Here is a 23,112-nt window from a genome sequence, read left to right as displayed (position 1 = left end):
CAGCTGTTCATTTGAGCCCGTTGTTCATTTCAAAATATCGCCGCGGAAGCCGTAAGGCAGCATGTCGCCCATGGTCACGGTCTCGGCCACACCTGCATTGTCGCAGAGATAGAGCTTTGTTTCCGGCCGGCAGAATTCGGCCAGCCGCTGCCGGCAGCCGCCGCAAGGCGAGCATTTCGCCATGCGTTCGGCGATGACGGCGATTTCGACGATCTTGCCGCCGCCGCCCATAATGTAGTGGCCGAGCGCCGTGGTCTCGGCGCACCAGCCTTCCGGATAGGAGGCGACTTCGATGTTGGCGCCGGTAAAGACGCGCCCGTCTTCGGTTCGCAAGGCAGCGCCGACCGGAAACTTCGAATAGGGCGCGTAGGCCCTGGCCATGGCGGCCTTGGCGGCCTCGAACAGATCATGCGACATTCAGGTGTTCTCTCCGATGATCGTGTTCAAAACCCGGCGCAAAGCCGACCTGCCGCTCAACGTTCCTTGACATAAGGCACGCCGCCGGCGCGTGGCGGGATTGCCTTGCCGATGAAGCCGGCGAGCAGGATGACGGTGAGGATGTAGGGCAGCGCCTGCATGAACTGCGCCGGCACCTTGCCGATGATGGGCAGCGGTGATCCCTGCAGGCGGATCGACGCCGCGTCCAGGAAGCCGAACAGAAGGCAGGCGAACATGGCGTTGACCGGCTTCCACTTGGCGAAGATCAGGGCTGCCAGCGCGATATAGCCCTTGCCGGCGGTCATGTCCTTCACGAAGCCGCCATTTTGCACCATCGACAGGTAGGCGCCGGCAATGCCGGTGAGGATGCCGGTGCAGATCAGCGCCCTGTAGCGCAGCCAGGCGACCGATATGCCGGCAGTATCGACGGCGGCCGGGTTCTCGCCTACGGCGCGCAGCCTGAGGCCGAAACGGGTGCGAAACAGCACCCACCAGGTGAACGGCACCATCAGGAAGGCAAGATAGACCAGGATCGAGTGGCCCGACAGGAGCTCGGCATAGATCGGTCCGATGATCGGCACGCCGCGGATGGCCTCGGCGCCCGGCAAGGTGATGGCCTCGAAGCGCTCGCCCGGTTGCAGCGCCGGCGTGCGCCCGCCCTGCTGGAACCAGGCCTGGCCGAGGATGATGGTCGAGCCGGCGGCGATGAAATTGATCGCCACGCCGGAGACGATCTGGTTGCCGCGATGGGTGATCGAGGCAAAGCCGTGGATCATGGCGAAGGCGACCGAGATCAGGATCGCCATGCCGAGGCCGAGAAAGGCCGAATGGAACACGGAAGCGGCGGCCGCACCGGCGAAGGCGCCGACCAGCATCTTGCCTTCGAGGCCGATGTCGAAGATGCCGGCGCGTTCCGAATAGAGGCCGGCGAGGCAGGCAAGCAGCAGCGGCACCGAGAGGCGGATGGTGGAGTCCAATGTCTGGATGATCGCGTTGAACACATCCATCTCAGGCACCTTTCCCCTTGACCGCTTCCATGCCCACCGATCGCGGACTGAACGAGGCGAACAGCGCCTGGATGTAGGGTCGGAACATGTGCTCGAGGGCACCGGCAAACAGGATCACCAAGCCTTGAATGATGACGATCATATCGCGGCTGATTGCCGGCATCTCGAAGGCGAGCTCGGCGCCGCCCTGGTAGAGCATGCCGAACAGGATCGCCGCCAGCACGATGCCGACAGGGTGCAGGCGGCCCATCAGCGCCACGGCGATGCCGACGAAGCCGGCGCCGGAAACGAAGTCGATGGCGACATTGTGCTGATCGCCCATCACCGGATTGAGCGCCATCATGCCGGCCAGCCCGCCCGAGATCATCATGGCGGTGATGATGATGCGGGTTTCGGAAATGCCGGCATAGCGTGCCGCTTTCGGGCTGTGACCGTAGGTGCGCATTTCATAGCCGAGCTTGGTGCGCCAGATCAGCAGCCAGACCAGGAAGGCCATGACCAGCGCCAGGAGGAAGGTGACGTTGAGCGGCGCCGAACGGATCTTGGCGCCGAACAGCTCGATGATCCAGTTGAGCTTGGGCAATTCCGCGCCGGCGAGGAAGTTACGCGTCTGCGGCGCTTGCGAGGCGGCTGGCTTCAACGGGCCGACCAGCACGTAAACCATGATCGAGGCGGCGATGAAGTTGAACATGATGGTGGTGATGACGATGTGCGAACCACGCTTGGCCTGCAGATAGGCCGGGATGAGCGCCCACAATGCGCCGACCGTCGCCGCAGCAATGATCGCCAGCGGGAAGGTCAGCCACCATGGCAGTGTGCTGTCGAAGCTCAGGCAGACGATGGCGATGCCGAGGCCGGCGATGTAGGCCTGCCCTTCAGTGCCGATGTTGAACAGGCCGCAATGCGCGGCCACCGCCACCGAAAGCCCGGTGAAGATGAAGGTGGTGGCATAAAAGAGGGTGAAGGCGATGCCGGTGCCTTTGCCGAAGGCGCCTTCGACCAGGATGACGGCTGCGCGCAACGGATTCTCGCCGACCAGAAGCACGACGAAGCCGGCGACGACGAAGGCGACGAACAGATTGATCAGCGGGATCAGGCCATAGTCGGCCCAGGCCGGCAGTTTGGCGTAAGGCGCGCTCATTCGGCGGCCTCCTGGTGCTCGATGCCGGCCATCAGCAGGCCGAGCTCGCCCTCGGTCGCTTCGGGGCCGCGTTCGCCGACGATGCGGCCCGCAAACATCACCAGGATACGGTCGGACAGCGAACGGATCTCGTCAAGCTCGACCGACACCACCAGCACCGCCTTGCCCTGGTCGCGCATGGCGATCAGGCGCTTGTGGATGAATTCGATGGCGCCGACATCGACGCCGCGTGTCGGCTGGCCAACGATCAGAACACCCGGGTCCTGTTCCATCTCCCGCGCCAGCACGATCTTCTGCTGGTTGCCACCGGAGAAATTGGCGGTCTTCAGGCGCGGATTGCCGGGGCGGATGTCGTATTTCTCGATCTTGTCCCTGGCGTCGGCCATAATGGCGTCAACGTTGAGGAACGGCCCCTTCAAATAGCGGGGATCGTCGTGATAGCCGAGGATAGAATTCTCGTTCTCCTCGAAGGCCAGCACCAGCCCGACGTGATGGCGGTCCTCCGGCACATGCGCCAGGCCACGGTCGCGCAATTCGCCGGGATCTGCCGCACCGGTCAGGTCGATCGGTTTGCCGTCGAGCATGACCGAGCCGGACACCGCGCGCCTGATGCCGGAAATCGCCTCGAGCAGTTCGGATTGTCCGTTGCCGGCGACACCGGCGATGCCGACGATCTCGCCGGCCCTGATATCGAAGGAGATGTCGTCGACCATGGTGACGCCGCGCGTATCCCTGACCGTCAGGTTCTTGACAGCGAGCTTGACGGCGCCGGCCTCGGCCTCGCCCTTCTCGACCCGCAAGAGCACGCGCCGCCCGACCATCAGCTCGGCCAGTTCCTCGACAGTCGTCTTCCTGGTCTCGCGCGTCGCCACCATCGTGCCCTGGCGCATCACCGACACGGTGTCGGTGATGGCCATGATCTCGCGCAATTTGTGGGTGATCAGCACCACCGTCTTGCCCTGGTCCTTCAACTGCCCGAGGATGCGGAACAGGTGATCGGCCTCGGCCGGTGTCAGCACGCCCGTAGGCTCGTCGAGGATCAGGATCTCGGCGCCGCGATAGAGTGCTTTGAGGATCTCCACCCGCTGCTGCAGGCCGACCGGCAGTTCCTCGATGATTGCATCGGGATCGACTTCCAGCCCGTATTCACGCTCCAGCCGCTCCAGTTCGGAGCGCGCCTTGGCGATGCTCTTCTTCAGCAGCGCATCGCTTTCGGCGCCGAGGATGACGTTCTCCAGCACCGTGAAATTGTCGACCAGCATAAAGTGCTGATGCACCATGCCGATGCCGAGCGCGATGGCGTCATTGGGGGTTTTGATCGAGGCCGGCTGGCCGCCAACGCGGATCTCGCCGCTGTCGGCCTGGTAGAAGCCGTAGAGGATCGACATCAGCGTCGACTTGCCAGCTCCGTTCTCGCCGACAATGCCGTGGATCGTGCCGCGACCGATCTCAAGATTGATGTCCCGGTTGGCGCGCACCGCACCAAAACTCTTGTTGATGCCGATCAACTCGATTGCGGCTTGCGCCATGCAGCCTGTCCCACTCTTATTTTTTTATCGCTTGGTCAAAACGCCTAGCATGACGCTCCGCCCGTGCCAATTGGCGGAGCCGGTTCACTCTCGACAAATCCCGGTGCGCTTGTCAATTTGCAACGTGGCCGGGGCCTTCACATTCGCTAGTATGACGGCGCCGAAATTCGCATCACGGCGCAAAACATCGCGGTGAACGACATCGCGGTGAACGACATCGCGGCGAACGACATCGCCGTGAAGACTGGGGAATTCACATGATCACGCCCGCCGACCGGCTGACGACGCTGGAAATACGCGCCGCCGAGCAGGAGAAGACCATCGAGGAACTGTCCGGCCAGATCGCCGAGCAGTGGAAAGTGATCGAGCGCATGCAGCGCAAGCTCGACGCGCTGACGGATCGCTTCCTGGCGCTGGAGGAGCAGACAGGAGATGAGGTGCCGGTAACCAAGCCACCGCACTGGTGAGGAAAGGGAAGGTGCACGCCGTGGTCAGTGAAAGCGATCGCATCGCGCGGGCCGGCGAATATGTGCTCGGTCTTATGAACGACAAAGACCGCGAACGGGCCGAACGTGACCTGGAGGTCGATCCCGCCTTCCGCGACGCGGTCGTGCGACTTGCCGAGCAGATGTATTTCTTCGACCGTTACGGAAAACGCGGCCTGCTGCCTGGCAGGCATTGGGAACTGGTTACCCAACGCCTAGCCGAGTTACCTCAGATGCGCAGCGTCGAGCTCGGCGGCAATGAGGTCAAACCGCGCACGGTGATCCGAAGCCTGTCCCGGCCACCATACGGCATTGGCGTGCACGCGCTTGGCGGCCGGCGCGGAGTTGTCGTTGCCGCCGGGCTGATGGTGGCGTTCGCGCTGGGCTGTGTCGTCGCGAAGCTGCTATAGGCGAGGCCGGCGCGACATCAGCGCCATCGTCTCGCCGTCCGAGCCGCTTATCTCAACGGTATTCCAGCCGAGAGCCGCGTAGAAATCACGCGCATCCCACGTGTAGAGATGGAGCATCTCGACGCCCCGTGACGCCGCATGGGCTTCCGTTGCCTTGACCAGCGCGGTGGCGATGCCTCGGCGTCGATACCTTGCATCGACAACCAACCCGGCCAGCCATGGCGTCAGATCATGTGCGGGCTCCAGTTCGTGGCGGACCAGCAGGCATGTCCCGACCGGGGTGTCGCCGATCCGGGCCACGAATGCCGCCTCGAAGCCGTCACCGGCGATCAAGTCGCGAAGCCCTGCCGCATCTTCACCGAGGGTCCTTCCGGTTCCCGCGAAAAAGGCAGCCAGGCGCAGTTGCGCGACAGCTGCTATGTCGTGCTCGCCCATGGGTTCGATCGTCGGCTGCATCCGTATCCCCAAACGGTGTCCGGCACGGAGCGAAGGTTTCGCTCGAACCCGTATAAGGCAAAACCGCCGGGCTGGCGCCCGGCGGTTTGCAGATCATGGCTGTGTGTTCGTGCCGCTCAATAGGGGCAAGCGTTGTCAGCCGTATAGTCGTGTACTTCGACCTTGCCGGCAATGATGTCGGCCTTGGCTTTTTCGACGGCCGCCTTCATCTCTTCCGTCACCAGCGCCTTGTTGTTGTCGTCCATGGCGTAGTCGACGCCGCCTTCCTTGAGGCCCAGATTCTCGACTCCGCCTTTGAAGGTGCCGTTCTTGCCGTCCATGAAGGCGGTGTAGACGGCGACGTCGACGCGCTTCAGCATCGAGGTCAGCACCTTGCCCGGCTGCAGGCCGTTCTGGTTGGAATCGACGCCGATGCCGAGCTTGCCGGCATCTGCCGCCGCCTGCAGCACGCCGACGCCGGTGCCGCCTGCCGCGGCATAGACCACGTCGGAGCCTTGGTCGATCTGCGTCTTGGCGATCTCGCCGCCCTTGGCCGGATCGTTCCAGGCAGCCGGCGTATCGCCCGTCATGTTCTGGATGACGTCGGTCGCGCCCGCTGACTTGGCGCCGCCGACATAGCCGCATTCGAACTTGCGGATCAGCGGGATATCCATGCCGCCGACGAAGGAGACCTTCTTCGACTTCGAAGCCATGGCCGCCAGGACGCCGACGAGGTAGGAGCCCTCCTGTTCCTTGAACTTCAGCGACCGCACGTTCGGCAGATCGACCTGGTCGTCGATGATGGCGAAGTTCAGGTCGGGATATTCGGCGGCGACCTTGGCCAGCGCGTCCGTCCAGGCAAAGCCGGCCATGACGATCGGGTTGCGGCCGTCCTCGGCGAAGCGGCGCAGCGCCTGCTCACGCTGCGAGGCATTGGAGACCTCGAATTCGACGTAGGCCGTACCGGTTTCCGTCTTGAATTTTTCGGCGCCGTTGTAGGCAGCCTCGTTGAAGGATTTGTCGAACTTGCCGCCGAGATCATAGAGGATGGCCGGCTGGACATCCGCGGCGAAAGCCGGAAGAACCATTGCGGTTGCGGCCAGGAGGCCGAGAACGATACGTTTCATGTGATCCACACCCTGTCGGTTATTTTTTCCGTTACGCGCCGCATGCCGGCCCGGTTCTCCGGCAGGCATACGACGTCAGCCAGGAGTGTACTCCCTCCCGCTCGGCGGCAATCTGGCATGGCCCGAAACAAAATTCACGCGGAATTTTGACCTTTTGGAAAAGCTTGGTGCGGGCAAGCCGCACCGCAGCTTGTCCTTGCGCCAAGTGTCAGGCGGAGGCGGCGGCAGGGATGGCGCAAGCGACGCCAGTGCCTTTGAGGTTGCACGTGCCGTAAGGATTCTTCGCCAGATATTGCTGGTGATCGGATTCTGCGAAGTAGAATTCGGCCGCCGGCGCGATCTCGGTGGTGATCCTGCCGTGGCCGGCACCGCGCAGCGAGGTCTCATACGCATCGCGCGAGGCGCTCGCCGCCGACAATTGCGCCTCGTCGCTCGTGTAGATCGCGGAGCGATAGGCGGTGCCGACATCATTGCCCTGGCGCATGCCTTGCGTGGGGTCGTGGCTTTCCCAGAACAGCTTCAGAAGCCCAGCATAGGAGACGATCTCGGGGTCATGGACCACCAGCACCACTTCGGCATGACCGGTAAGCCCGGTGCAGGTCTCCTGATAGGTCGGATTGGGGGTGAAGCCGCCGGCATAGCCAGCCGCGGTGACCCAGACGCCTTCGATCTGCCAGAACAGCCGCTCCGCACCCCAGAAGCAGCCCAGTCCGAACATCGCCGTCTCCAGCCTCTCGGGATAAGGACCCTTGAGCGGTCTTTTCAAGACCTTGTGTCTGGATGCGGTCGGGATCGCCCTGGCGCGGCCCGGCAGGGCCTCGGAGGGCTTCGGCATATTGAGCTTCTTGTTCAGCATGTCGCTGAGAAAGAACATGCGCGGCTCCTCTCCGGGTGAAACGCAAGAAGCCGCATGACGGCGGCTTTGTTTGAGCATCGGATTTCCCAAAACCGGCAACCGCTTTTGGGTCCGATGCTCTAGGTGGCGGCGAACTGCCCAGCACGCGGTGGCCGCCTGTAGCCTATCGCATAGAGCAGGAAAGCCAGCACCGCGAATACGGCGAAGCCCGGCTGGTTCAGCACCCAGGCGATGGCGCCGTCCCACAGCAGCGGGCTGGCCTTGGTTCGGATGAAGGTTTCGAAGGCGGCCCGCGTGTCAGGGGAGACCGCCAGCCAACTGGTGTTGAGCGGGGTCAGCACCAGAACGGAGGCCGCCACGGTGCGTGTCGCGTCGAGCACCGCCATGATGACGGAAATCGACAGCGCGATCATTGCGGCAAGACGAAAGACGAAGCGAAACATCAGAACTCTCCTCCGGGCTGGTCCCTATCGAGGGGCCTTTCAGAGATAGAATGCGCATGGCTGGATCGCAATCGCCATACGCGAATTTGCAGACTCCAAACTCAGGTCAACAGAAGGCCGGACGACAGTCGGCCGGGTGGCTTTTCATTGACATATGAGGGCAGCTATGCTAACAATTTCGGCATGGTGCTGACTTGCGCCGACGACCCGCCGCACAGGCGGGTTTTTGCGTTTGGTGCCTTGCAAACCGACGTGCCGGCGAAGTCTCTAAAGCCCGGGTGAACCCGGATTCGTTGCCCTGCGCGAACTATGCGGCCGGCTTCCTTTTGCGCCGATGGACACGCCAGACGGCAAAAACGCCGCCGCCTATGGCGCCGATCGCCAGGCCGGCCAGGCCGGTGAACACGGCGAAATAGCCGCAGGCGCCCTCGAAACAGCTCATCTCGGTGGCATCAGCGATCACCGAGCCGATGGCGAATCCGCCCACGGCGCCGATGACCGCGCCCAGGACGATGCCGAGCAGCGCGGCGACGACCGAGACGAAGACAGGCGGGCTTTCGGTTTCCGGATTGACATAAACGGCATCGGCTTCGGATCCACGGCGCAGCAGATAGATGCAGAGAACGCCGATGGCGATTTGAGCAGCCATGATGGCAAGCGCCTGGCCCGAAAAGACGAAATCCGAAATCGTCAGTGCACAGGCCTGCCAGGTCACCAGCCAGACGATTGTGGCGACCTGCCAGATGATGAACCGTCGCGGGAAGCGGGCCGAGCGGCCGAAGGCGAGGCCGAGCAGGTAAAGCCCCCACAGGATGGTGACGATATCGATGACGAGCCCGCCATAGATAAGGTAAAACACGCTGTCTGGCAGGCCGGTGGCGCCGACCGCGGGCCAGACGGAGATCAGGCCGTAGACCGACCACGCCATGACGAAGACAAGCCAGCCCACCGGCACGAAAGACAGCCCGCTGTCCGGCCGCCTGACTGGCGTCTGTCCATTGCTCGATGTCATGTCCGCACAATGCCCCCGCAAAGCCTCGGCACCCGACAGGCAACTCCGGGGGAAGTCAAGGGCGGCCGGCCCCGCGGTCCTGCCTGTGCACACCATTGCAGCGGCGGCGCCTGTAAAAACGGGCATGCCGGCCGCCTTGTGAAACACTGTGTGGCCGGCAAAGCGAATAGACTGCCGTTATGGCTTGGCATTCGGCGCCGGATCGACTAGATGAGCCCCGCGCCTGTTGCTTCGGCTCAGGTGCGGGGAAGGGCGTTCGCTGGTTGGCGGCGCCGGCGCGGATTTCCACGCCTCAGCCCCAAGGGAGGTGCATCTCCCCAACCCGCACGGCGAAACCGGCCGACGCGACATGCATGGACGGAGAGGTGGCCGAGTGGTTGAAGGCGCACGCCTGGAAAGTGTGTTTACGGGAGACCGTAACGCGGGTTCGAATCCCGCTCTCTCCGCCAATTTGCACCCCAGCCGGAGTTGCCTGGAGCCGGCGCCCAGGGCACACGGACCAAGGCAATCCTCGTCGAGCGCCACGGAGGCCCCGACGTTCTGCAGCTTGCGGAGATCGGCTTGGCGCCGCCATCGCGTAGCGAGGTCCAGATCCGTCACACAATCATTGGGGTCAATTTCATCGACGTCTATTGCAGGACCGGCTATTTCGACCTCCTGCAGCCGCCAGGCGTTCCGGGCATGGAAGCCGCCGGTCTCATCGCAGCGGCCGGCCCGGAGGTTTCAGGCTTTTCAGTCGGCGACCGCATTGCCTATGCATGCCCGCCGGTCGGCGCCTACTGGCGCAGGCTGCCGACGCTCATCGCGATCTCGAGGCCAGGAGGACAACCAGGGCGCTTGTGCTGAAGGTGTGATAGTGTTGCCCCGGTGCTGTCATATTCTGAACAGGGCCGAATACCGGAGAATGGCAGCAAAACGGTCGATCATCTCGCCCTAGGCCGTGAACTCATAAATTGGGGAGACCGGGATCGGTGGGAACGGACGCCGACTTCCTGTACCGAGCTGCTTGGATAGGCGCCATGGTCGCCAAGGTCTGACGATCCTTATTTCAACCGTACTCAGTCGCGGTAGCGCAGCGTTTCCAGCACGAGTGCGAAAGCCGGCGAGGGTTGGCGCCGGCTTGGATAGTACAGGTGATATCCCGGCCGGAGTGGGCACCAGTCCTCAAGAACACGCACCAGGCGACCCTCTTCAAGGGGGGAGGTCACCAGGTCCTCGGGCAGGTAGGCGAGCCCGAATCCCTCAAGGCTGGCCTGACGGATCATCGCGAGGGTGTTGAACGCTGCGTGTCCTTGAACGCGCACCTTCAGCTCCCGCCCCTCCTTGCGAAACTCCCACGGTGCAAAGCCGCCATGTGTGGGCAGTCGCAGAGGTATGCACGCGTGATCGGCAAGGTCTGCGGGCGTGACCGGACGGGAGCGGCTTACGAAGTATGAAGGCGCTGCCACAACCGCCATGCGGAAGTCTGGTCCGATGCGCGCCGAGATCATGTCCTTGTCCACCTGTTCGCCAAGCCGCACACCCGCGTCGAAGCGATCGGCCGCAATGTCTGCCAAGCCGTAGTCATGGATGATCTCGACCCTGATGTCGGGATAGTCGCGCATGAGCCCGACCATGGCAGGCCAGATGATAGTCTCGCCGGCATGCTCCACGGTGGTGATCCGGACTGTGCCGGCCGGCTTGTCGCGCAGGGCGCTGAGGGCGGCAATTTCGCTTGCGATCTCATCGAACTTGGGAGCGATGCTTCGGAACAGACGATCCCCCGCTTCGGTGAGCGAGACGCTGCGGGTCGTGCGGGTCAGCAGCCTAACGCCGAGGCGCTCTTCCAGCGTCCGGATCGAATAGCTCAGAGCCGACTGCGACACCCCGAGCTTGGCGGCCGCCTTGGTGAAGCTGCGCTCGCGGGCGACGGCGATGAAGGTCAGGAAGTCATCCAGACTGTCGCGACGCATTCATCAACCCCACTTCTAAGCCCATGCAGATTATACCATCTAATTGCACGCCGCTAAAGGAGCTAACTTCCTGACCTCAAGGCCAGACGGTCCGGAGCAACTCTCCGCGCAATGCCTACCGTCCAACTGGCCACCGAAGGAGAACAAAATGAAGAAGGTAATCGTGGGCGCGCTCGCCGCCCTCACCATGATCGTGAGCCCTGCCGCCTTTGCTCAGGAAGCGACGGGCGCCGTCCCCCGCGCCTACATGATCGGCAGCTATGACATCAAGGATAAGGCGGTGTTTCAGCAGTACATCGAAGCCGCCTCGCCGCTCGTCACCAAGTATGGCGGCCGGGTGATCGTCTACAACCCCAATGTCACTGCCATCGAAGGAAGCTCGAGATCGGTGATAGCCATCGCCGAGTTCCCGAGCCTTGCTGACGCCCAGCGCTACTACAACTCGCCGGAATACACGGCGGCCCGGCAGTTTTTCACCAAATCGACCGAAGGATTTCGCATCATCACCGAAGGCGCCGGCCTTCCGCAGTGACGCAGTCCGCTGGCGGATGGATACCGGCATGGGCGGCGTCAGCCCCTGCTGGCCATCGCGTCCGAATTCGAGGCCGAGCTGCGGCCTAGAGAACAGGAGCCCAATATGAGTGTTTGGTTCATCACCGGGGCAGGCCGGGGCCTCGGTCTGGATATCGCCAAGGCCGCATTGGCGGCGGGCCACAAGGTGGTGGCAACCGGCCGCAACACGGAAAAGGTCGCAAGGGCCGTCGGAAAGTCCGAGAACGTCCTTATCGTCAAGCTGGACGTGACGAGCGCGGCCGACGCCGAAGCCGCTGCCCAGGCAACGCTTGACCGGTTTGGCCGCATCGACGTGCTGGTCAACAATGCGGCGAGTTTCTTTGCCGGGTATTTCGAAGAGCTGACCGCGGAACAGATGCAACTGCAGCTCAGCACCAGCCTCGTCGGTCCCATGAACGTGACGCGGGCCTTTCTGCCAGCGATGCGCAAGCAGCGGTCCGGCAGGGTCATTTCGATCTCTTCGACGGCCGGGCTAATGGGCTTCGAGTTCTGCACGGCCTATTCAGCCTCGAAGTTCGGCCTCGACGGCTGGATGGAGGCGCTGCAGACCGAAGTTGTGCCGTTCGGCATCGAGACGATGAGTCGTGAACCCGGGCTTTTTCCGCACCGAGCTTCTCACGGAAGAGTCGACCAACTATGCCGCGCCTTCCGTCGAGGACTACAACGAACGGCGGACGGCGCAGATCGCTTTCTGGCGTTCTCAAAACGGCAAGCAAGGGGGTGACCCCGCAAAGCTTGCGCACGCACTGATCACGCTCGCGGCTGGGGACGTGCTGCCCCATCGTTTCCTTGCCGGTGCCGATGCCATTGCGACGGCAGAGCAGAAGATTGCCATTCTGCAGCAGCAGATCGATGCCTATCGCGAGCTCTCGAGTTCCCTCGCCATCGACGAGAATGGCCATAACTAAGCGACCCCTGCGGAACATCCGTACTTGCGGTGCTGGTGGCTGAACACCACTGGCACTGCAATTCCGAGGTGAAGACTTCGTGGCTGCGGCAGCCCCAAAACGGCCACCTGTGGATTGATCAAATACGTCCGCTAAGAGGTCGATTGTCGACTGGCGGCTTTCCTATTGCAGCGGAATCTGATTCCAGACTCTGCATGAGCCGATATGACCTGACCGACTCCGAATGGCACGTGATCGAGCCACTTTTGCCCAAAAGGCCACGAGGGGTGCCGCGTGTCGATGATCGGCGCGTGCTAAACGGCATCTTCTGGGTGCTGCGATCCGGTGCGCCTTGGCGGGATCTACCAGAGCGGTATGGTCCACGCACCACCTGTTACAATCGCTTCGTCCGATGGCGGAAAGCAGGCGTGTGGGACCGCCTCATGGACGCTATCACCAAAGTCCATGACGACAAGGTGCAGATGATCGACACCTCTATTGTTCGCGTCCACCAGCAGGGCGCGACGGCAAAAAAGGGGGATCGAGATCATTGTCTCGGTCGTTCCCGAGGCGGGCTGACAACCAAAATCCATGCTCTTGTCGACGCCAAAGGCATGCCGATCAAATTGATGCTCACGGCAGGTCAGATGAGTGATATTGCCTCGGCAGCGGACCTGATCACGGATCTGCCGGAGGGTGCCATGCTACTCGCCGACAAGGGCTATGATGCCAACGCCTTGCGTAATGCGGTCAGCAAGCGAAAAGCATGGGCCAACATCCCGCCCAAGGCCAACCGCAAGGACCCAATCTGCTTCAGCCCCTTCTTGTATAAGGCCGCAACTTGGTTGAGCGCTTCTTCAACAAAGCCAAGCAGTTCCGCCGCATCGCAACCCGCTACGACAAGTTGGCTGAGAACTATCTTACCGCGCTCAAACTCGTCGCAATCCGCATCTGGCTACGCGGTAATGAGTCTACGTCCTAGATCACCGCTTCCTCGAGGAACGGCTCGTTGCGCTCTATGCGCTCGTAACAGAACGGCGACAGATCGAGCGTCTGGAAAGCCCCGTGAACGATGAGTTCTGAAACTCCCCGGCCCACGGCTGGCGACTGTTGCAGCCCGTGCCCCGAAAAGCCGTTGGCAAACATGAAATTGGTTACCTGCGGGTGGAAGCCGACGATGCCGTTGTGGTCGAGCATGTTGTACTCGTAGTGGCCGGTCCAACTGGTCTGGACCTTGAGGGCATCGAAGGCCGGGACGCGATGCCAGAGCGCCGGCCAGATATATTCGTCGAACTCTTCATACTGCATTTCGAAGTCGTCGTAGCCGGCCGGCCCGTCGCCCTGCGGGGTGTTGCCGGTGAGAAAAAGCTCGCCTTCCGGGCGCACGAATGTACCGGAAAGGTCGATGACGTTAGGCATCCGGCCAGGGATCGGATTGGCGCTGGCGAAGACGAAGCTGTAGCGCTTGTACGGCGCGACCGGGATCGACAGGCCGGCCATGGCTGCGACCTGTTGCGCGCGCGGACCCGCGGCGTTGACCAATGTTCCGCAGGCGATCGTCTGGCCGGTCGCGAGGCGCACTGAGATGACCCGCCCGTTGGCGATGCCAAGCTCCGTCACGGCATTATCGATATACTCGACACCGCTGGCGCGGGCGGCTCGGCGGAAACCGTTCATCAGCCCCATGGAATCGAACCAGCCCTCTTCCCGGGCCCCCCAGGAACCGCCGCCGAGATCATCCACGTTGAGCCAGGGAAAGCGATCCTTCAGCGGGCCCGGCTTGAGGAAGACAGTGTGAGCCCCGAGACTTCGCTGCAGGTCGACGCGCTCGCGGGCCGCTTCGACGCCGTCCGGGGAGCAGCAGTAGAGATAGCCGTGCTCACGAAAGCCGAGATCGGGCGCCGGCTCGTCCTTGTAGAAGGGTGCCATGCGCTCCTGGAAGGTGCGGATGACCTCGATGCCGAACTGGCTGATCTTCACATTGATCGGATTGGAATATTGCTGCCGGATCGCGCTGGTGGACAGCGCTGTCGATGAAAACTCGTAACTGCTATCGCGCTCGACCACGAGGATCGATGCACCGCTGCCCAGCGCCTGGCTCAGCCAGTAGGCCGTGGACGAGCCGACAACCGCTCCGCCGACGATGACGATGTCGTAGGCGTTGCGCGATGGCGCTTTGTAAGGCGGGATCGCCATGGCTCCGACTCCAAGCTACTGGTTGAACAAAGCGATCAGGGCATCCGAGCCCCGCGCAAGAAGGCCAAGGTCCGAACCGACGGCAACCATGGTGAAGCCTTCGGCAAGGTAGCGGTCGGCATCGGCCCTCGCCGGCGCCAGGATGCCGCTTGCCTTGCCTGCCGCCGTTGCGGCCTGACGCACGGACGAGATTGCCTCCTGGACATGTGCCGCGCCGGGATTGCCCATCGCGCCCATATTGGTGGAAAGATCGCCGGGACCGACGAAGAGAACGTCGACGCCGTCGACCGCCGCGATCTCGGCGGCATTCGCCACGCCCAATTCATCCTCAATCTGCACGGCGAGAAGCTGCTGCTCACGCGCCTTGGCGTGGTAGCCGGCGATGCGGCCGAAGGCGTTGGCGCGGTGACCGACCGAGAAGCCGCGAAATCCGCCGGGCGCATAGGTCATGGCCGCGACGATGGCGCGGGCCTGATCGGCGGTCCGTACATTGGGGATCATCAGGCTGCGTGCGCCGATATCCAGCGCCTGCTTGATCAGATTGGGATCGTCGGAGGGCAGCCTGACGACAGCCTCGCTGTCGAAGCCGCCCATCACCTGAAGCTGCGCCATGATGCTGCGCAGATGGTTGGGGCTGTGCTCGCCGTCGATCAGCACCCAATCGGCTCCGGAGCCGGCGACGATCTCCGTGGTGAGCGCCGAAGCCAGCGAGCACCAGATGCCGATGTGAGCCTGGCCAGCCGCTGTGGCAGCTTTCAGCGTGTTGAGGCGTTCTTGCATCTTGCGATCATCTCCAAATCATCTGGACTGAAATTTGTATGATGTCCTATATCATATGGCTACAAAACGGTGCAAGATGGGATGTGCGGACTTTCGAATGGGAGCTGGAGAATGAGGATCGGGTTCATCGGGCTTGGCGTCATGGGAGCACCGATGGCGCGCCACCTGGCCGATGCCGGGCATGAGATCGTCACCGTTCTCAATCGCTCCCCTCTACCGCAGGGCCTGACCGCATCGGTCGTCGCGTCCGCCGCCGAAGTGGCACGGCGGTCCGAGATCATCATCACCATGCTGCCCGACACGCCTGACGTCGAACGCGTCCTGTTGGGCGAGGACGGCGTCCTGGAAGGACTGTCAGCCGGCAAGCTGGTCGTCGACATGAGCTCGATCAGCCCCATCGCCACGGCGGCGTTCGCGGCGAAACTGCGAGAGAAGGGAGCCGGCTACCTCGACGCCCCGGTCTCGGGCGGCGAGGTCGGCGCCAAGGCGGCAAGCCTCACCATCATGGTCGGCGGCCCGGCCGCCGAGTTCGAGCGGGCGCTGCCGATCTTTGAGACACTCGGCAAGAACGTCACTTCGATCGGCGAGCAGAATGGCGCCGGGCAGACCTGCAAGATCGCCAACCAGATCATCGTCGCGCTCAACATCGAGGCCGTGGCCGAAGCGCTTGTCTTCGCCAGCAAGGCCGGGTGCGACCCGACGAAGGTGCGCGGCGCCCTGATGGGTGGCTTCGCCGCTTCACGCGTCCTGGAAGTGCATGGCCAGCGCATGATCGACCGGACCTTCGCCCCAGGCTTCCGCATCAAGCTCCACCAGAAGGATCTCAACCTGGCGCTTGACAGTGCCCGCGTCCTTGGCGTGGCGCTGCCGAACACCGCCATGGCGCAGCAACTGATGAATGCCTGTTCAGGCCATCCAGGCGGCGCCGAGGCCGATCACTCGTCTCTCGTCCGGGCGCTGGAGATCCTGAGCGGCCACGAACTGTCAAAAGAAAAGGAGTAACCGATGCGCGGAACCGGCAAGGCCGAGATCTTCGTGATGCTGGCCCATCCCGTGGCCCATGCCAAGAGCCCCGGCATATTCAACGAGATCTTCGAGCAGAAGGGCCTCGACAGCCTCATGGTGCCCTTGAGCTGCCGCCCGGAGGATTTCGAGACCTTCTGGGCCGGCATCACGGCAGCCGAGAATATCAGGGGCGTGATCATTTCGGTGCCGTACAAGGTTGCCGTCTACCACAAATGCTCCGCCGCGCATGACCGCGCCGCGCGGGTGGAAAGCGCCAACTCGGTGCGACGGCTGCCGGATGGCAGCTGGTATGCCGACAATTTCGACGGCGTCGGCTTCATCGATGCGCTCAAGGCAAACGGACATCAGATCGCCGGCCGCCGCATTCTTCAAGTCGGTGCCGGCGGCGCCGGTGCCTCGCTCGCCTATTGTCTCGCGGAAGCCGGCGCCGACGAAATCCGCCTTACCGACATCGATACGGCGCGTGCCGAGAAACTGGCGGCGCTGGTTGGCCGCGCGTTCCCGAAATGCCGCATCCAGGTCGGAGGGGCCGAGCCTTCCGGCATGCATATGGCGATCAACGCCACACCTGTCGGCATGCATGCCGGCGATCCGCTGCCGCTTGACGTCAGCCGGCTGACCCCGGATATGACGGTCGTGGACATCATCATGGAGCCTGCGGAAACCGCTCTGCTGCGGGCGGCCAAGGGGGTCGGCTGCCGCGTTCAACCGGGACGCCCGATGATGGATTTCCAGGTCCGGGCGATGTCCGAATTCTTCGACATCGAAGGCAAGGACCGTGGCCATGGCTGAGACACCGACTGCCGTCGTCATCGGCGGCACGTCCGGCATCGGACGCGCTATCGCGCAGCGCTTCGCCGAAGACGGTTATCATGTGGTCGTCTCCGGCCGGGATGCGACGAGGGGCAATGAGGCGGCCGGCTCCTGCCAGGCGGCAGGCGCGCCGCGTGCGCTGTTTGTCCAGACAGATGTCGCAGATAGCGGCTCAGTCGAGGCTCTGGCACGGATTGTCAGCGACGGGTTCGGCACGCCTCACGTCGTCGTCAACTGCGCCGGCATCTTGCAGAGCGGCAAGTACGTCCTTGATCAGGATCTGGACGAGGACGAGAAGATGTGGCGGGTGAATTATCGCGGCACGCTGTTGGGGTGCCAGGTGTTTGGCCGGCTGATGTCGGCCGCCCGGCGAGGCGCGATCCTGAATGTCGGCTCGCTCGCCTCTTTCGCGCCGCTGTCGCTGCCGGCCTACACGCCGGGAAAGCATGCGGTCCTGGCCCTGACCCAGATCCTCGCCGCCGAACTCGGCCCGCATGGCGTTCGCGTCAATGCGGTCGCGCCCGGCTATACACTTTCCGATGGTTTGAAGACCAAGATCGCCAAGGGTGAACGCAACCCCGAAGCCATACAGGCCACCACGGCACTGCGACGCTTCGTCGAGCCGCGCGATGTCGCCGAGGCGGCATTGTTCCTCTGCTCGGAGCGCGCCGCTTCGATTACCGGCGTCACCTTGCCGGTCGACGCCGGCTGGCTGGTTCAGGCGCCTTACGCACAATATCTGCAGGGAAATCCCATCCGGCAAACGCCGGCTATCTGACAAGGATAATCCAGTGAGCAATATCCGGCCAGTGAGCGACATCCAGCGCTTCGACTTCGATACCCGCATCCACCACGGCGTCATCCATAACGGCACGCTCTACCTCACCGGCCAGGTCGCGAGGCCCGGCCAGTCCGCGGCCGACCAGATGCGCGAGGTGCTCGGCAAGATCGATGCGCTGCTTGGCAAGGCGGGCACGGACAAGACCCGCATCCTTCATGTGCAGATGTGGCTGGACGACATCAGGGATTTCGACGAAGTCAACGCGGTGTGGGACGCCTGGATGCCCGGGGAGCACGCACCGGCGCGCTCATCGGGCGAAGGACGGATGGCGAAGCCCGGAATGCTGGTCGAACTGATCGTCACCGCGGCGGTTTGAATGGTCCTGCCGGTTCGGGCATCATCCCGAATCTGGCGAGAGGGAGACTGATGACGAAGCGCAAGCCGCTTTCCACCGTCGTGGCGGAGAGCCTGTCCGAGAAGATCCGTTCCGGACAGCTGCTGCCCGGCGCGCAATTGCCGACAGAGGCGGAGCTTTGCGCCGAGTACGATGTCAGCCGCACGGTGGTGCGGGAAGCTGTGGCGCGACTACGTTCCGAAGGCCTGGTGGTGCCGCAGCAGGGGCGCGGCATGTTCGTCAGCGAGACGCCGGCGCCGCGCAACTTCTCGATACCGGACGAAGCGCTCAGGACCTTGCCGGAAACCATTGCGCTGCTCGAGCTGAGGTTGAGCGTCGAGGTGGAGTCGGCGGGATTGTGCGCGGAACGGCGCACCGATGCGGAAGCCAGCGTGATCCGCACCTTGATGGAACAGGTCGACGCCCAGCAGGCCGATCCCGCCGTCGTCCAGATCCACTACGACTATGATTTCCACCTGGCGATCGCCAAGGCGGCACGAAATGAATTCATCCACGGTTTCCTAGGCTATCTCGGGCCGATGATCGTGCCGCGCTTCCAGCTCGGCTATCTGGTCACGCCCGAACTCAAGGACAGCTACTACGCGCGCATACACAGCGAACATAAGACGATCGTCGACGCCATCGAAAGGCAGGATGGCCGCGCCGCCCGCCAGGCCATGCGCAAGCACCTGCACAACAGCCTCGGGCGGGTGCGCGCCCTGGCCCGAGCCTCTGGCGTGGAGGCAATCGAAGCCGAGCAGAAGGCGGCGGCGGCCTCACTTTTCACCGACATGAAAAGGCCTGTCTCGACAGGCGGATGAGGCCTCGGCGAATTCGATCGCATCGGCGCGCCTGAGCCGAAAATTAGACATCCGTTGCGAAAGCCGTGTTTTTTGTTCCGTCACCGGCTGCGCGGGTTTCCCAAGGGTTGAAGGCGCCAGCTTGCCAGCGTTTCCCTGGGTTTTCGGCTGCTGCGGTTAAACCAACACCCCAAGGGATTTTGGAGGCGTTCGAAATTTTCGAAAGTTTATCTTTCCTTTTTGCTGGTTTTCTTGGTTTCGCGGCATCGGCCCGGGCCGCAAACTGAAAACAGACAATCAGGAAAGTCCACGTGACGACAGCCTTCATCACCGGTGCGACGAGCGGCATAGGGCGGGCCATAGCGATCGCGCTGAGCGACGCCGGCTACGACGTCTATGCGGTCGGACGCAGCCAGGCCGCGCTCAAGGAGCTGCAGGCACAGCGGTCCGGCATCGTGCCGATTGCCGTCGACGTCACCGACCGCGAGGCCCTGGAAGCGGCCCTGGCGGATCTCACCATCGACGTGCTGATCAACAATGCCGGGGTCATGCCGCCGCTCGGCAACTTCGCCGATATGAAGATCGCTGACATCGACACCACGCTCGAGGTGAACCTCAGCGCGGCAATCCTGCTCACGCGCCTCGTCGTCCCGCAAATGCGCGAGCGGCAGTCCGGGCATGTATTGTTCACCGGCTCCACAGCGGGCCACGCGGCATACTCCAACGTTGCCGTCTATTCAGCGACCAAGGCGGCGATATCAGGCTTTGCAGCAGCGCTGCGCGCCGACCTCTCCCCATCAGGCGTACGCGTCACCGAGATCGTTGCCGGCCGTGTCGAGACGCAGCTCTACCAGGACATCCTCGACGCCAACGCGCGCGCAGCCATGTACGCCAGCAAAGTGGTGCAACCGGATGACGTGGCCAGGATGGTCGTCGCTGTGCTTGGGCTCCCCGCATGGGCCGACGTTACCCGTTTCGACATCATGCCGACTTGGCCAACCTCGCCAAGCGGTACCAAGTAAGGAAAACTGGGATGAAAGATCTTTCCGTTCTGATCGTTGGCGGTGGTGCCGGCCTCGGTGCCCTCTTAGCCGAGATGGCTGTCGAGGCCGGAGCGGCAAAGATCGGCATCATCGACATCAACCAGGAAGCCGCCGAGTCCGCGCTGGCGACCGCGAAGGCCAGCGGACTGCCTACCGCGACCGCCCTTTGCGACATCCAGGTAGGCCCAGAGTGCCACGCCGCATTCGAGGCGATCGTTTCGAAACTCGGGCGCGTCGACACGCTGATCAATTGCGCCGCGATCTACCCTCGCCGCCCGCTCCTCGAAATCACCGACGCCGACTGGGATGCCTCCAACGGCATCAACATCAAGGGCACCTACCACATGATGGTGGCGGCGGTTCGCCACATGCAATCGCAGGAGCCGAAGAGCCACGTCCGCGGGCGGATCGTGAACCTGACCTCGGTCGACGCCTTCAAGGCGCATCCGCAGAACGCTCATTATGCGGCGACCAAGGCCGCCGTCGTCAGCCTTACCCGATCCTTTGCCCATCACGTGGCGAAGGACGGCATTCTGGTGAATTCGGTGGCGCCGGCCGGCATGGCGACGGAGAAGGCAAAAGCGCTCGGCTTCCTGGAGGAACTGGCCAAGGCGAGCCCGCTCGGCCGCGGTGCCGAGCCAAAGGAAATTGCCGAATGGGTGCTGATGACGGGCAGCCCCAAGAACACTTACATGACCGGTGAAAACGTAATTGTTTCAGGCGGTTACATATACGCCTGAGCCTCTTTCGCCGCAGGCGACTGAACTCTGGCAGTGCATGACCGAGGCAGTGCATGACCGACCGGCCACAAGCAGGGAAAGGAACGGGATTTTCGATGACCGGCAAGCTGCGCCTTCCCTCGCTGAATGCTCTGCGCGTGTTCCACGCGGTCGCGCAGCACAAGAGCTTTCGGCAGGCGGCGGATGAATTGCTGGTCACGCCGCAGGCCGTCGGACAGCAGATCAAGCTTCTGGAGGATACGCTCCAGGTAACGCTGTTCGAGCGTAAGGGCCGGTCGATCGAACTGACCGAGTCGGCCATTCTTCTGTCGCACTATGTCAAAGCCGGCTTCAACGAGTTTGCCGAAGGCGTTCGCCGCGTCACCAAGTCGAACTATCGGGACCGCATCAACCTGAATGCAAGCCCATACTTCGCCACGCACTATCTCCTGCCGCGGCTTTCGTTGTTCCGGGAAATCTTGCCGGGCGCGGATCTGCGCCTGACGACGATGGTCGACCTGCCCGATTTCGGGCGCGACGATATCGATATGACGGTCCAGTGGGGCTACGGCAACTGGTCCGACTATGAAACCACGTTGCTGGTGCCGGACCCGAAGATCATCTGCTGCACGCCGGCGATCGGCGAAAGGATCAAGTCGGCGCATGATCTGACACAGTTCACGTTGCTCGACACCGTCAAGTCGAAGCGTCTGTGGCCGGACATATTGCGCCACCTTGGCGTGGAACTGACGGATGGCGACCGCAGCATCAGCTTCGACGACGCCGCGACCATGCGCCGGGCGACCTTGCAAGGCATAGGTGTGGGCTTGGTTTCCGTCATCGACGCCGAGGAAGATTTCCGAGCGGGCACGCTGGTCGCGCCGATCGGCCGCGACGCCATTGCCGATATGAAGCCAGAGGAAGTCCCGGGCTTCTATCTTGTCGTCCCGCGCGGACATCTGCGTGTGAAGGCGGTCGCCGCACTTCACCGATGGCTGGCTCAGCAGGACTGGCGCGGCGACCTCACGATTTCCTCGTTACCGAAACCGGCCCCGCTTTCCGACTAGAAGCGGCTTCGAGACCGAGGCCTGAAAGACGCTTTTTAGGCCTCCAACAACAAGAAACCAAACAACCTCAACAGTGGAGACGGAACATGAAAATGATGAAATGGGGGGCTTCGGCCCTGGCCCTTGGCCTCGTGCATTTTGCGGCGCCGGCGGAAGCCGCCGGCGGCAAGACGCTCGAAACCGTCAAGGCACGCGGCATGCTGAACTGCACCGGCCATGACGGCTCCTATCTCGGCTTCGCCGAGGTGGACGACAAGGGCAACTGGAAGGGCATGGACATCGACCTCTGCAAGGCGGTAGCCGCGGCCGTGTTCGGCGACCCGGCGAAGCTGAAGGTCGTTCCGATCAGCTGGGCCCAGCGCTGGCCGGCCTTGCAGTCCGGCGATGTCGACATCATCATCAAGGCCTCGGGCGGCACGCTCAGCCGCGACACCGAACTTGGGCTGCAGTTCTCCATGTCCTACTATCTCGGGACCACCAAGGTGATGGCGCACAAGGAGCTGAACCTCAAGTCGCTCAAGGATGCCGCAGGCGGCACGATCTGCATTCCCGCCGGCACCTCGCAGGAACAGCAGGTCGCTGCCTATACGGCCAAGCTCGGCATCAAGCTCGAACCGGTGCTCATCGAGAAGACCGAGGAGCTCGAGCAGGCCTATTTCTCGGGACGCTGCGATCTTTATGCGCAGTGGGGTCCGACACTGGCCATTGCGCGCATCGCCAAGAGCAAGGTCGACGACCACGTCATTCTGCCCGACGTGCTCGCCGTCGAGCCTGAAGTCATGATCATGCGGCAAGGCGACGACAACTGGGTCGACATCGCCAACTGGACGCTGAGCACGCTGATCTTTGCCGAGCAGGAAGGTATTACCTCGAAGAACGTCGACGAGATAAAGGCCAAGCCGACCTCACCGCAGGTCGCCAAATTCCTCGGCGTCACGCCAGGCATGGGCAAAGGTCTCGGGCTCTCCGACGACTGGGCCTACAAGGTGATCAAGAACGTCGGCAACTACGGCGAAATCTTCGATCGCGATCTCGGCAAGGACTCGCCCTACAAGATGGATCGCGAACTGACCAATTTGTGGAACAATGGCGGTGTCCTGTTCCCGCTGGTTGTCGATTGATCCGTTCTGAACGCATCTCGCTCCAGGTCCCGCCCGGCTCCCACCGGGCGGGACCGCGCGGCAATTCGGGAAGGATT

Annotated in this window: 27 protein-coding genes, 1 tRNA gene and 1 pseudogene; 16 read left to right on the top strand and 13 right to left on the bottom strand. The window is 62.9% G+C overall.

Annotated elements, in window-relative coordinates; all coding sequences use genetic code 11:
* Positions 1 to 24: 24 nt before the first annotated feature.
* From cdd to NKH95_RS11510, 4 genes are read right to left on the bottom strand one after another with little or no spacing between them, the layout of a single operon-like run.
* A complete protein-coding gene (cdd, locus tag NKH95_RS11525; protein ID WP_023812575.1) occupies positions 25 to 417 on the bottom strand; it encodes a cytidine deaminase in 393 nt (130 codons plus the stop codon).
* Positions 418 to 473: 56 nt separating this feature from the next.
* Entirely contained in the window at positions 474 to 1,445 is a 972-nt protein-coding gene (locus tag NKH95_RS11520) for an ABC transporter permease (protein ID WP_127266924.1), read from the bottom strand.
* Position 1,446: 1 nt separating this feature from the next.
* Positions 1,447 to 2,586, bottom strand: a complete 1,140-nt coding sequence (locus tag NKH95_RS11515) for an ABC transporter permease (RefSeq protein ID WP_352774413.1) — start codon at positions 2,584 to 2,586, stop codon at positions 1,447 to 1,449.
* Entirely contained in the window at positions 2,583 to 4,115 is a 1,533-nt protein-coding gene (locus NKH95_RS11510) for an ABC transporter ATP-binding protein (protein ID WP_352722320.1), read from the bottom strand. The genes NKH95_RS11515 and NKH95_RS11510 overlap by 4 nt, the downstream gene beginning before the upstream one ends.
* Before the next feature lie 260 nt (positions 4,116 to 4,375).
* Here NKH95_RS11510 and NKH95_RS11505 point away from each other — a divergent pair, with 260 nt between their 5' ends.
* Positions 4,376 to 4,582: a SlyX family protein gene (locus NKH95_RS11505; RefSeq protein ID WP_174800349.1), complete on the top strand. Its 207-nt coding sequence runs from the start codon at positions 4,376 to 4,378 to the stop codon at positions 4,580 to 4,582.
* 20 nt (positions 4,583 to 4,602) lie between these two features.
* Positions 4,603 to 5,010, top strand: coding sequence for a hypothetical protein (locus NKH95_RS11500; protein ID WP_352722344.1), 408 nt, complete (start codon positions 4,603 to 4,605; stop codon positions 5,008 to 5,010).
* On the opposite strand, the gene NKH95_RS11495 is transcribed toward NKH95_RS11500, so the two are convergent.
* The 5 genes from NKH95_RS11495 to NKH95_RS11475 form a co-directional block, all read right to left on the bottom strand.
* A complete protein-coding gene (locus NKH95_RS11495) occupies positions 5,005 to 5,466 on the bottom strand; it encodes a GNAT family N-acetyltransferase (RefSeq protein WP_352891583.1) in 462 nt (153 codons plus the stop codon). The two genes, NKH95_RS11500 and NKH95_RS11495, sit on opposite strands and share 6 nt — an antisense overlap.
* Before the next feature lie 116 nt (positions 5,467 to 5,582).
* A complete protein-coding gene (locus NKH95_RS11490) occupies positions 5,583 to 6,572 on the bottom strand; it encodes a BMP family lipoprotein (protein ID WP_128303185.1) in 990 nt (329 codons plus the stop codon).
* A gap of 208 nt (positions 6,573 to 6,780) precedes the next feature.
* Positions 6,781 to 7,446 (bottom strand): peptide-methionine (S)-S-oxide reductase MsrA, encoded by a 666-nt coding sequence (gene msrA / locus NKH95_RS11485; RefSeq protein WP_352722317.1) that lies wholly within the window; start codon positions 7,444 to 7,446, stop codon positions 6,781 to 6,783.
* Between the two features lie 101 nt (positions 7,447 to 7,547).
* Entirely contained in the window at positions 7,548 to 7,871 is a 324-nt protein-coding gene (locus NKH95_RS11480) for a hypothetical protein (protein WP_127290698.1), read from the bottom strand.
* A gap of 307 nt (positions 7,872 to 8,178) precedes the next feature.
* Positions 8,179 to 8,883, bottom strand: coding sequence for a DUF2569 domain-containing protein (locus NKH95_RS11475; protein ID WP_245486098.1), 705 nt, complete (start codon positions 8,881 to 8,883; stop codon positions 8,179 to 8,181).
* A gap of 359 nt (positions 8,884 to 9,242) precedes the next feature.
* Between NKH95_RS11475 and NKH95_RS11470 the strand changes: the two genes are divergently transcribed.
* Together NKH95_RS11470 and NKH95_RS11465 are read left to right on the top strand one after the other, a co-directional pair.
* A tRNA-Ser gene (locus NKH95_RS11470) sits at positions 9,243 to 9,332 on the top strand.
* A 112-nt stretch (positions 9,333 to 9,444) separates the two neighbouring features.
* Entirely contained in the window at positions 9,445 to 9,729 is a 285-nt protein-coding gene (locus NKH95_RS11465; protein ID WP_352722296.1) for an alcohol dehydrogenase catalytic domain-containing protein, read from the top strand.
* Positions 9,730 to 9,941: 212 nt separating this feature from the next.
* On the opposite strand, the gene NKH95_RS11460 is transcribed toward NKH95_RS11465, so the two are convergent.
* A complete protein-coding gene (locus NKH95_RS11460) occupies positions 9,942 to 10,835 on the bottom strand; it encodes a LysR family transcriptional regulator (protein ID WP_352722295.1) in 894 nt (297 codons plus the stop codon).
* Positions 10,836 to 10,983: 148 nt separating this feature from the next.
* On the opposite strand from NKH95_RS11460, the gene NKH95_RS11455 reads away from it, so the two are divergent.
* From NKH95_RS11455 to NKH95_RS11445, 3 genes and pseudogenes are all read left to right on the top strand, one after another.
* On the top strand, positions 10,984 to 11,367 hold the full coding sequence (locus tag NKH95_RS11455) for a DUF1330 domain-containing protein (RefSeq protein ID WP_127290690.1): 384 nt from the start codon (positions 10,984 to 10,986) through the stop codon (positions 11,365 to 11,367).
* A gap of 105 nt (positions 11,368 to 11,472) precedes the next feature.
* Positions 11,473 to 12,316, top strand: a pseudogene (locus NKH95_RS11450) (SDR family oxidoreductase).
* A gap of 194 nt (positions 12,317 to 12,510) precedes the next feature.
* A protein-coding gene (locus NKH95_RS11445) for an IS5 family transposase (RefSeq protein WP_352891582.1) occupies positions 12,511 to 13,277 on the top strand; the annotation gives its coding sequence in 2 pieces (ribosomal slippage) (positions 12,511 to 13,129 and positions 13,129 to 13,277; 768 coding nt in all).
* On the opposite strand, the gene NKH95_RS11440 is transcribed toward NKH95_RS11445, so the two are convergent.
* Entirely contained in the window at positions 13,274 to 14,491 is a 1,218-nt protein-coding gene (locus NKH95_RS11440; protein ID WP_352891580.1) for an NAD(P)/FAD-dependent oxidoreductase, read from the bottom strand. The two genes, NKH95_RS11445 and NKH95_RS11440, sit on opposite strands and share 4 nt — an antisense overlap.
* A 15-nt stretch (positions 14,492 to 14,506) precedes the next feature.
* Positions 14,507 to 15,271: an HpcH/HpaI aldolase family protein gene (locus NKH95_RS11435; protein WP_128303178.1), complete on the bottom strand. Its 765-nt coding sequence runs from the start codon at positions 15,269 to 15,271 to the stop codon at positions 14,507 to 14,509.
* Between the two features lie 111 nt (positions 15,272 to 15,382).
* Here NKH95_RS11435 and NKH95_RS11430 point away from each other — a divergent pair, with 111 nt between their 5' ends.
* The 5 genes from NKH95_RS11430 to NKH95_RS11410 are packed head-to-tail and all read left to right on the top strand — an operon-like array spanning position 15,383 to position 19,106.
* Entirely contained in the window at positions 15,383 to 16,273 is an 891-nt protein-coding gene (locus tag NKH95_RS11430) for a 2-hydroxy-3-oxopropionate reductase (protein ID WP_023810161.1), read from the top strand.
* A 3-nt stretch (positions 16,274 to 16,276) separates the two neighbouring features.
* Positions 16,277 to 17,089 carry a shikimate dehydrogenase family protein gene (locus tag NKH95_RS11425; protein WP_023810160.1) on the top strand — a complete coding sequence of 271 codons (813 nt, stop codon included), beginning with the start codon at positions 16,277 to 16,279 and terminating at the stop codon, positions 17,087 to 17,089.
* Complete coding sequence (locus NKH95_RS11420) at positions 17,082 to 17,888, top strand: SDR family NAD(P)-dependent oxidoreductase (RefSeq protein ID WP_128303177.1); 807 nt, start codon at positions 17,082 to 17,084, stop codon at positions 17,886 to 17,888. The genes NKH95_RS11425 and NKH95_RS11420 overlap by 8 nt, the downstream gene beginning before the upstream one ends.
* Positions 17,889 to 17,919: 31 nt before the next feature.
* The gene (locus NKH95_RS11415) at positions 17,920 to 18,267 is read left to right on the top strand and encodes a RidA family protein (RefSeq protein ID WP_023810158.1); all 348 of its coding nucleotides are present in this window, start codon (positions 17,920 to 17,922) and stop codon (positions 18,265 to 18,267) included.
* Between the two features lie 50 nt (positions 18,268 to 18,317).
* Positions 18,318 to 19,106 carry a FadR/GntR family transcriptional regulator gene (locus tag NKH95_RS11410; RefSeq protein WP_032908872.1) on the top strand — a complete coding sequence of 263 codons (789 nt, stop codon included), beginning with the start codon at positions 18,318 to 18,320 and terminating at the stop codon, positions 19,104 to 19,106.
* 43 nt (positions 19,107 to 19,149) lie between these two features.
* On the opposite strand, the gene NKH95_RS11405 is transcribed toward NKH95_RS11410, so the two are convergent.
* Positions 19,150 to 19,413, bottom strand: a complete 264-nt coding sequence (locus NKH95_RS11405) for a hypothetical protein (RefSeq protein WP_128303176.1) — start codon at positions 19,411 to 19,413, stop codon at positions 19,150 to 19,152.
* On the opposite strand from NKH95_RS11405, the gene NKH95_RS11400 reads away from it, so the two are divergent.
* The 4 genes from NKH95_RS11400 to NKH95_RS11385 all read left to right on the top strand — a co-directional run bounded on the left by NKH95_RS11400 (position 19,397) and on the right by NKH95_RS11385 (position 23,035).
* A complete protein-coding gene (locus tag NKH95_RS11400; protein ID WP_023810156.1) occupies positions 19,397 to 20,107 on the top strand; it encodes an SDR family oxidoreductase in 711 nt (236 codons plus the stop codon). The genes NKH95_RS11405 and NKH95_RS11400 overlap by 17 nt on opposite strands.
* Before the next feature lie 11 nt (positions 20,108 to 20,118).
* Complete coding sequence (locus NKH95_RS11395; RefSeq protein WP_023810155.1) at positions 20,119 to 20,868, top strand: SDR family NAD(P)-dependent oxidoreductase; 750 nt, start codon at positions 20,119 to 20,121, stop codon at positions 20,866 to 20,868.
* 95 nt (positions 20,869 to 20,963) lie between these two features.
* A complete protein-coding gene (locus NKH95_RS11390) occupies positions 20,964 to 21,914 on the top strand; it encodes a LysR substrate-binding domain-containing protein (protein ID WP_023810154.1) in 951 nt (316 codons plus the stop codon).
* Between the two features lie 86 nt (positions 21,915 to 22,000).
* Positions 22,001 to 23,035 carry an amino acid ABC transporter substrate-binding protein gene (locus NKH95_RS11385; RefSeq protein ID WP_023810153.1) on the top strand — a complete coding sequence of 345 codons (1,035 nt, stop codon included), beginning with the start codon at positions 22,001 to 22,003 and terminating at the stop codon, positions 23,033 to 23,035.
* The last annotated feature ends 77 nt before the right edge of the window (positions 23,036 to 23,112 follow it).

The organism is Mesorhizobium sp. M0848 (assembly GCF_040319805.1).
Lineage (GTDB): Bacteria > Pseudomonadota > Alphaproteobacteria > Rhizobiales > Rhizobiaceae > Mesorhizobium.
This window is presented reverse-complemented; position numbering and strand designations above follow the sequence as displayed.

Bases quoted from the DNA above. Each gene is read 5' to 3' on its own strand.
- cdd (WP_023812575.1), bottom strand. From the start codon at position 417: ATGTCGCATGATCTGTTCGAGGCCGCCAAGGCCGCCATGGCCAGGGCC.
- NKH95_RS11520 (WP_127266924.1), bottom strand. From the start codon at position 1,445: ATGGATGTGTTCAACGCGATCATCCAGACATTGGACTCCACCATCCGC.
- NKH95_RS11515 (WP_352774413.1), bottom strand. From the start codon at position 2,586: ATGAGCGCGCCTTACGCCAAACTGCCGGCCTGGGCCGACTATGGCCTG.
- NKH95_RS11510 (WP_352722320.1), bottom strand. From the start codon at position 4,115: ATGGCGCAAGCCGCAATCGAGTTGATCGGCATCAACAAGAGTTTTGGT.
- NKH95_RS11495 (WP_352891583.1), bottom strand. From the start codon at position 5,466: ATGCAGCCGACGATCGAACCCATGGGCGAGCACGACATAGCAGCTGTC.
- NKH95_RS11490 (WP_128303185.1), bottom strand. From the start codon at position 6,572: ATGAAACGTATCGTTCTCGGCCTCCTGGCCGCAACCGCAATGGTTCTT.
- msrA (WP_352722317.1), bottom strand. From the start codon at position 7,446: ATGTTCTTTCTCAGCGACATGCTGAACAAGAAGCTCAATATGCCGAAG.
- NKH95_RS11480 (WP_127290698.1), bottom strand. From the start codon at position 7,871: ATGTTTCGCTTCGTCTTTCGTCTTGCCGCAATGATCGCGCTGTCGATT.
- NKH95_RS11475 (WP_245486098.1), bottom strand. From the start codon at position 8,883: ATGACATCGAGCAATGGACAGACGCCAGTCAGGCGGCCGGACAGCGGG.
- NKH95_RS11460 (WP_352722295.1), bottom strand. From the start codon at position 10,835: ATGCGTCGCGACAGTCTGGATGACTTCCTGACCTTCATCGCCGTCGCC.
- NKH95_RS11455 (WP_127290690.1), top strand. From the start codon at position 10,984: ATGAAGAAGGTAATCGTGGGCGCGCTCGCCGCCCTCACCATGATCGTG.
- NKH95_RS11440 (WP_352891580.1), bottom strand. From the start codon at position 14,491: ATGGCGATCCCGCCTTACAAAGCGCCATCGCGCAACGCCTACGACATC.
- NKH95_RS11435 (WP_128303178.1), bottom strand. From the start codon at position 15,271: ATGCAAGAACGCCTCAACACGCTGAAAGCTGCCACAGCGGCTGGCCAG.
- NKH95_RS11430 (WP_023810161.1), top strand. From the start codon at position 15,383: ATGAGGATCGGGTTCATCGGGCTTGGCGTCATGGGAGCACCGATGGCG.
- NKH95_RS11425 (WP_023810160.1), top strand. From the start codon at position 16,277: ATGCGCGGAACCGGCAAGGCCGAGATCTTCGTGATGCTGGCCCATCCC.
- NKH95_RS11420 (WP_128303177.1), top strand. From the start codon at position 17,082: ATGGCTGAGACACCGACTGCCGTCGTCATCGGCGGCACGTCCGGCATC.
- NKH95_RS11410 (WP_032908872.1), top strand. From the start codon at position 18,318: ATGACGAAGCGCAAGCCGCTTTCCACCGTCGTGGCGGAGAGCCTGTCC.
- NKH95_RS11405 (WP_128303176.1), bottom strand. From the start codon at position 19,413: ATGAAGGCTGTCGTCACGTGGACTTTCCTGATTGTCTGTTTTCAGTTT.
- NKH95_RS11395 (WP_023810155.1), top strand. From the start codon at position 20,119: ATGAAAGATCTTTCCGTTCTGATCGTTGGCGGTGGTGCCGGCCTCGGT.
- NKH95_RS11390 (WP_023810154.1), top strand. From the start codon at position 20,964: ATGACCGGCAAGCTGCGCCTTCCCTCGCTGAATGCTCTGCGCGTGTTC.
- NKH95_RS11385 (WP_023810153.1), top strand. From the start codon at position 22,001: ATGAAAATGATGAAATGGGGGGCTTCGGCCCTGGCCCTTGGCCTCGTG.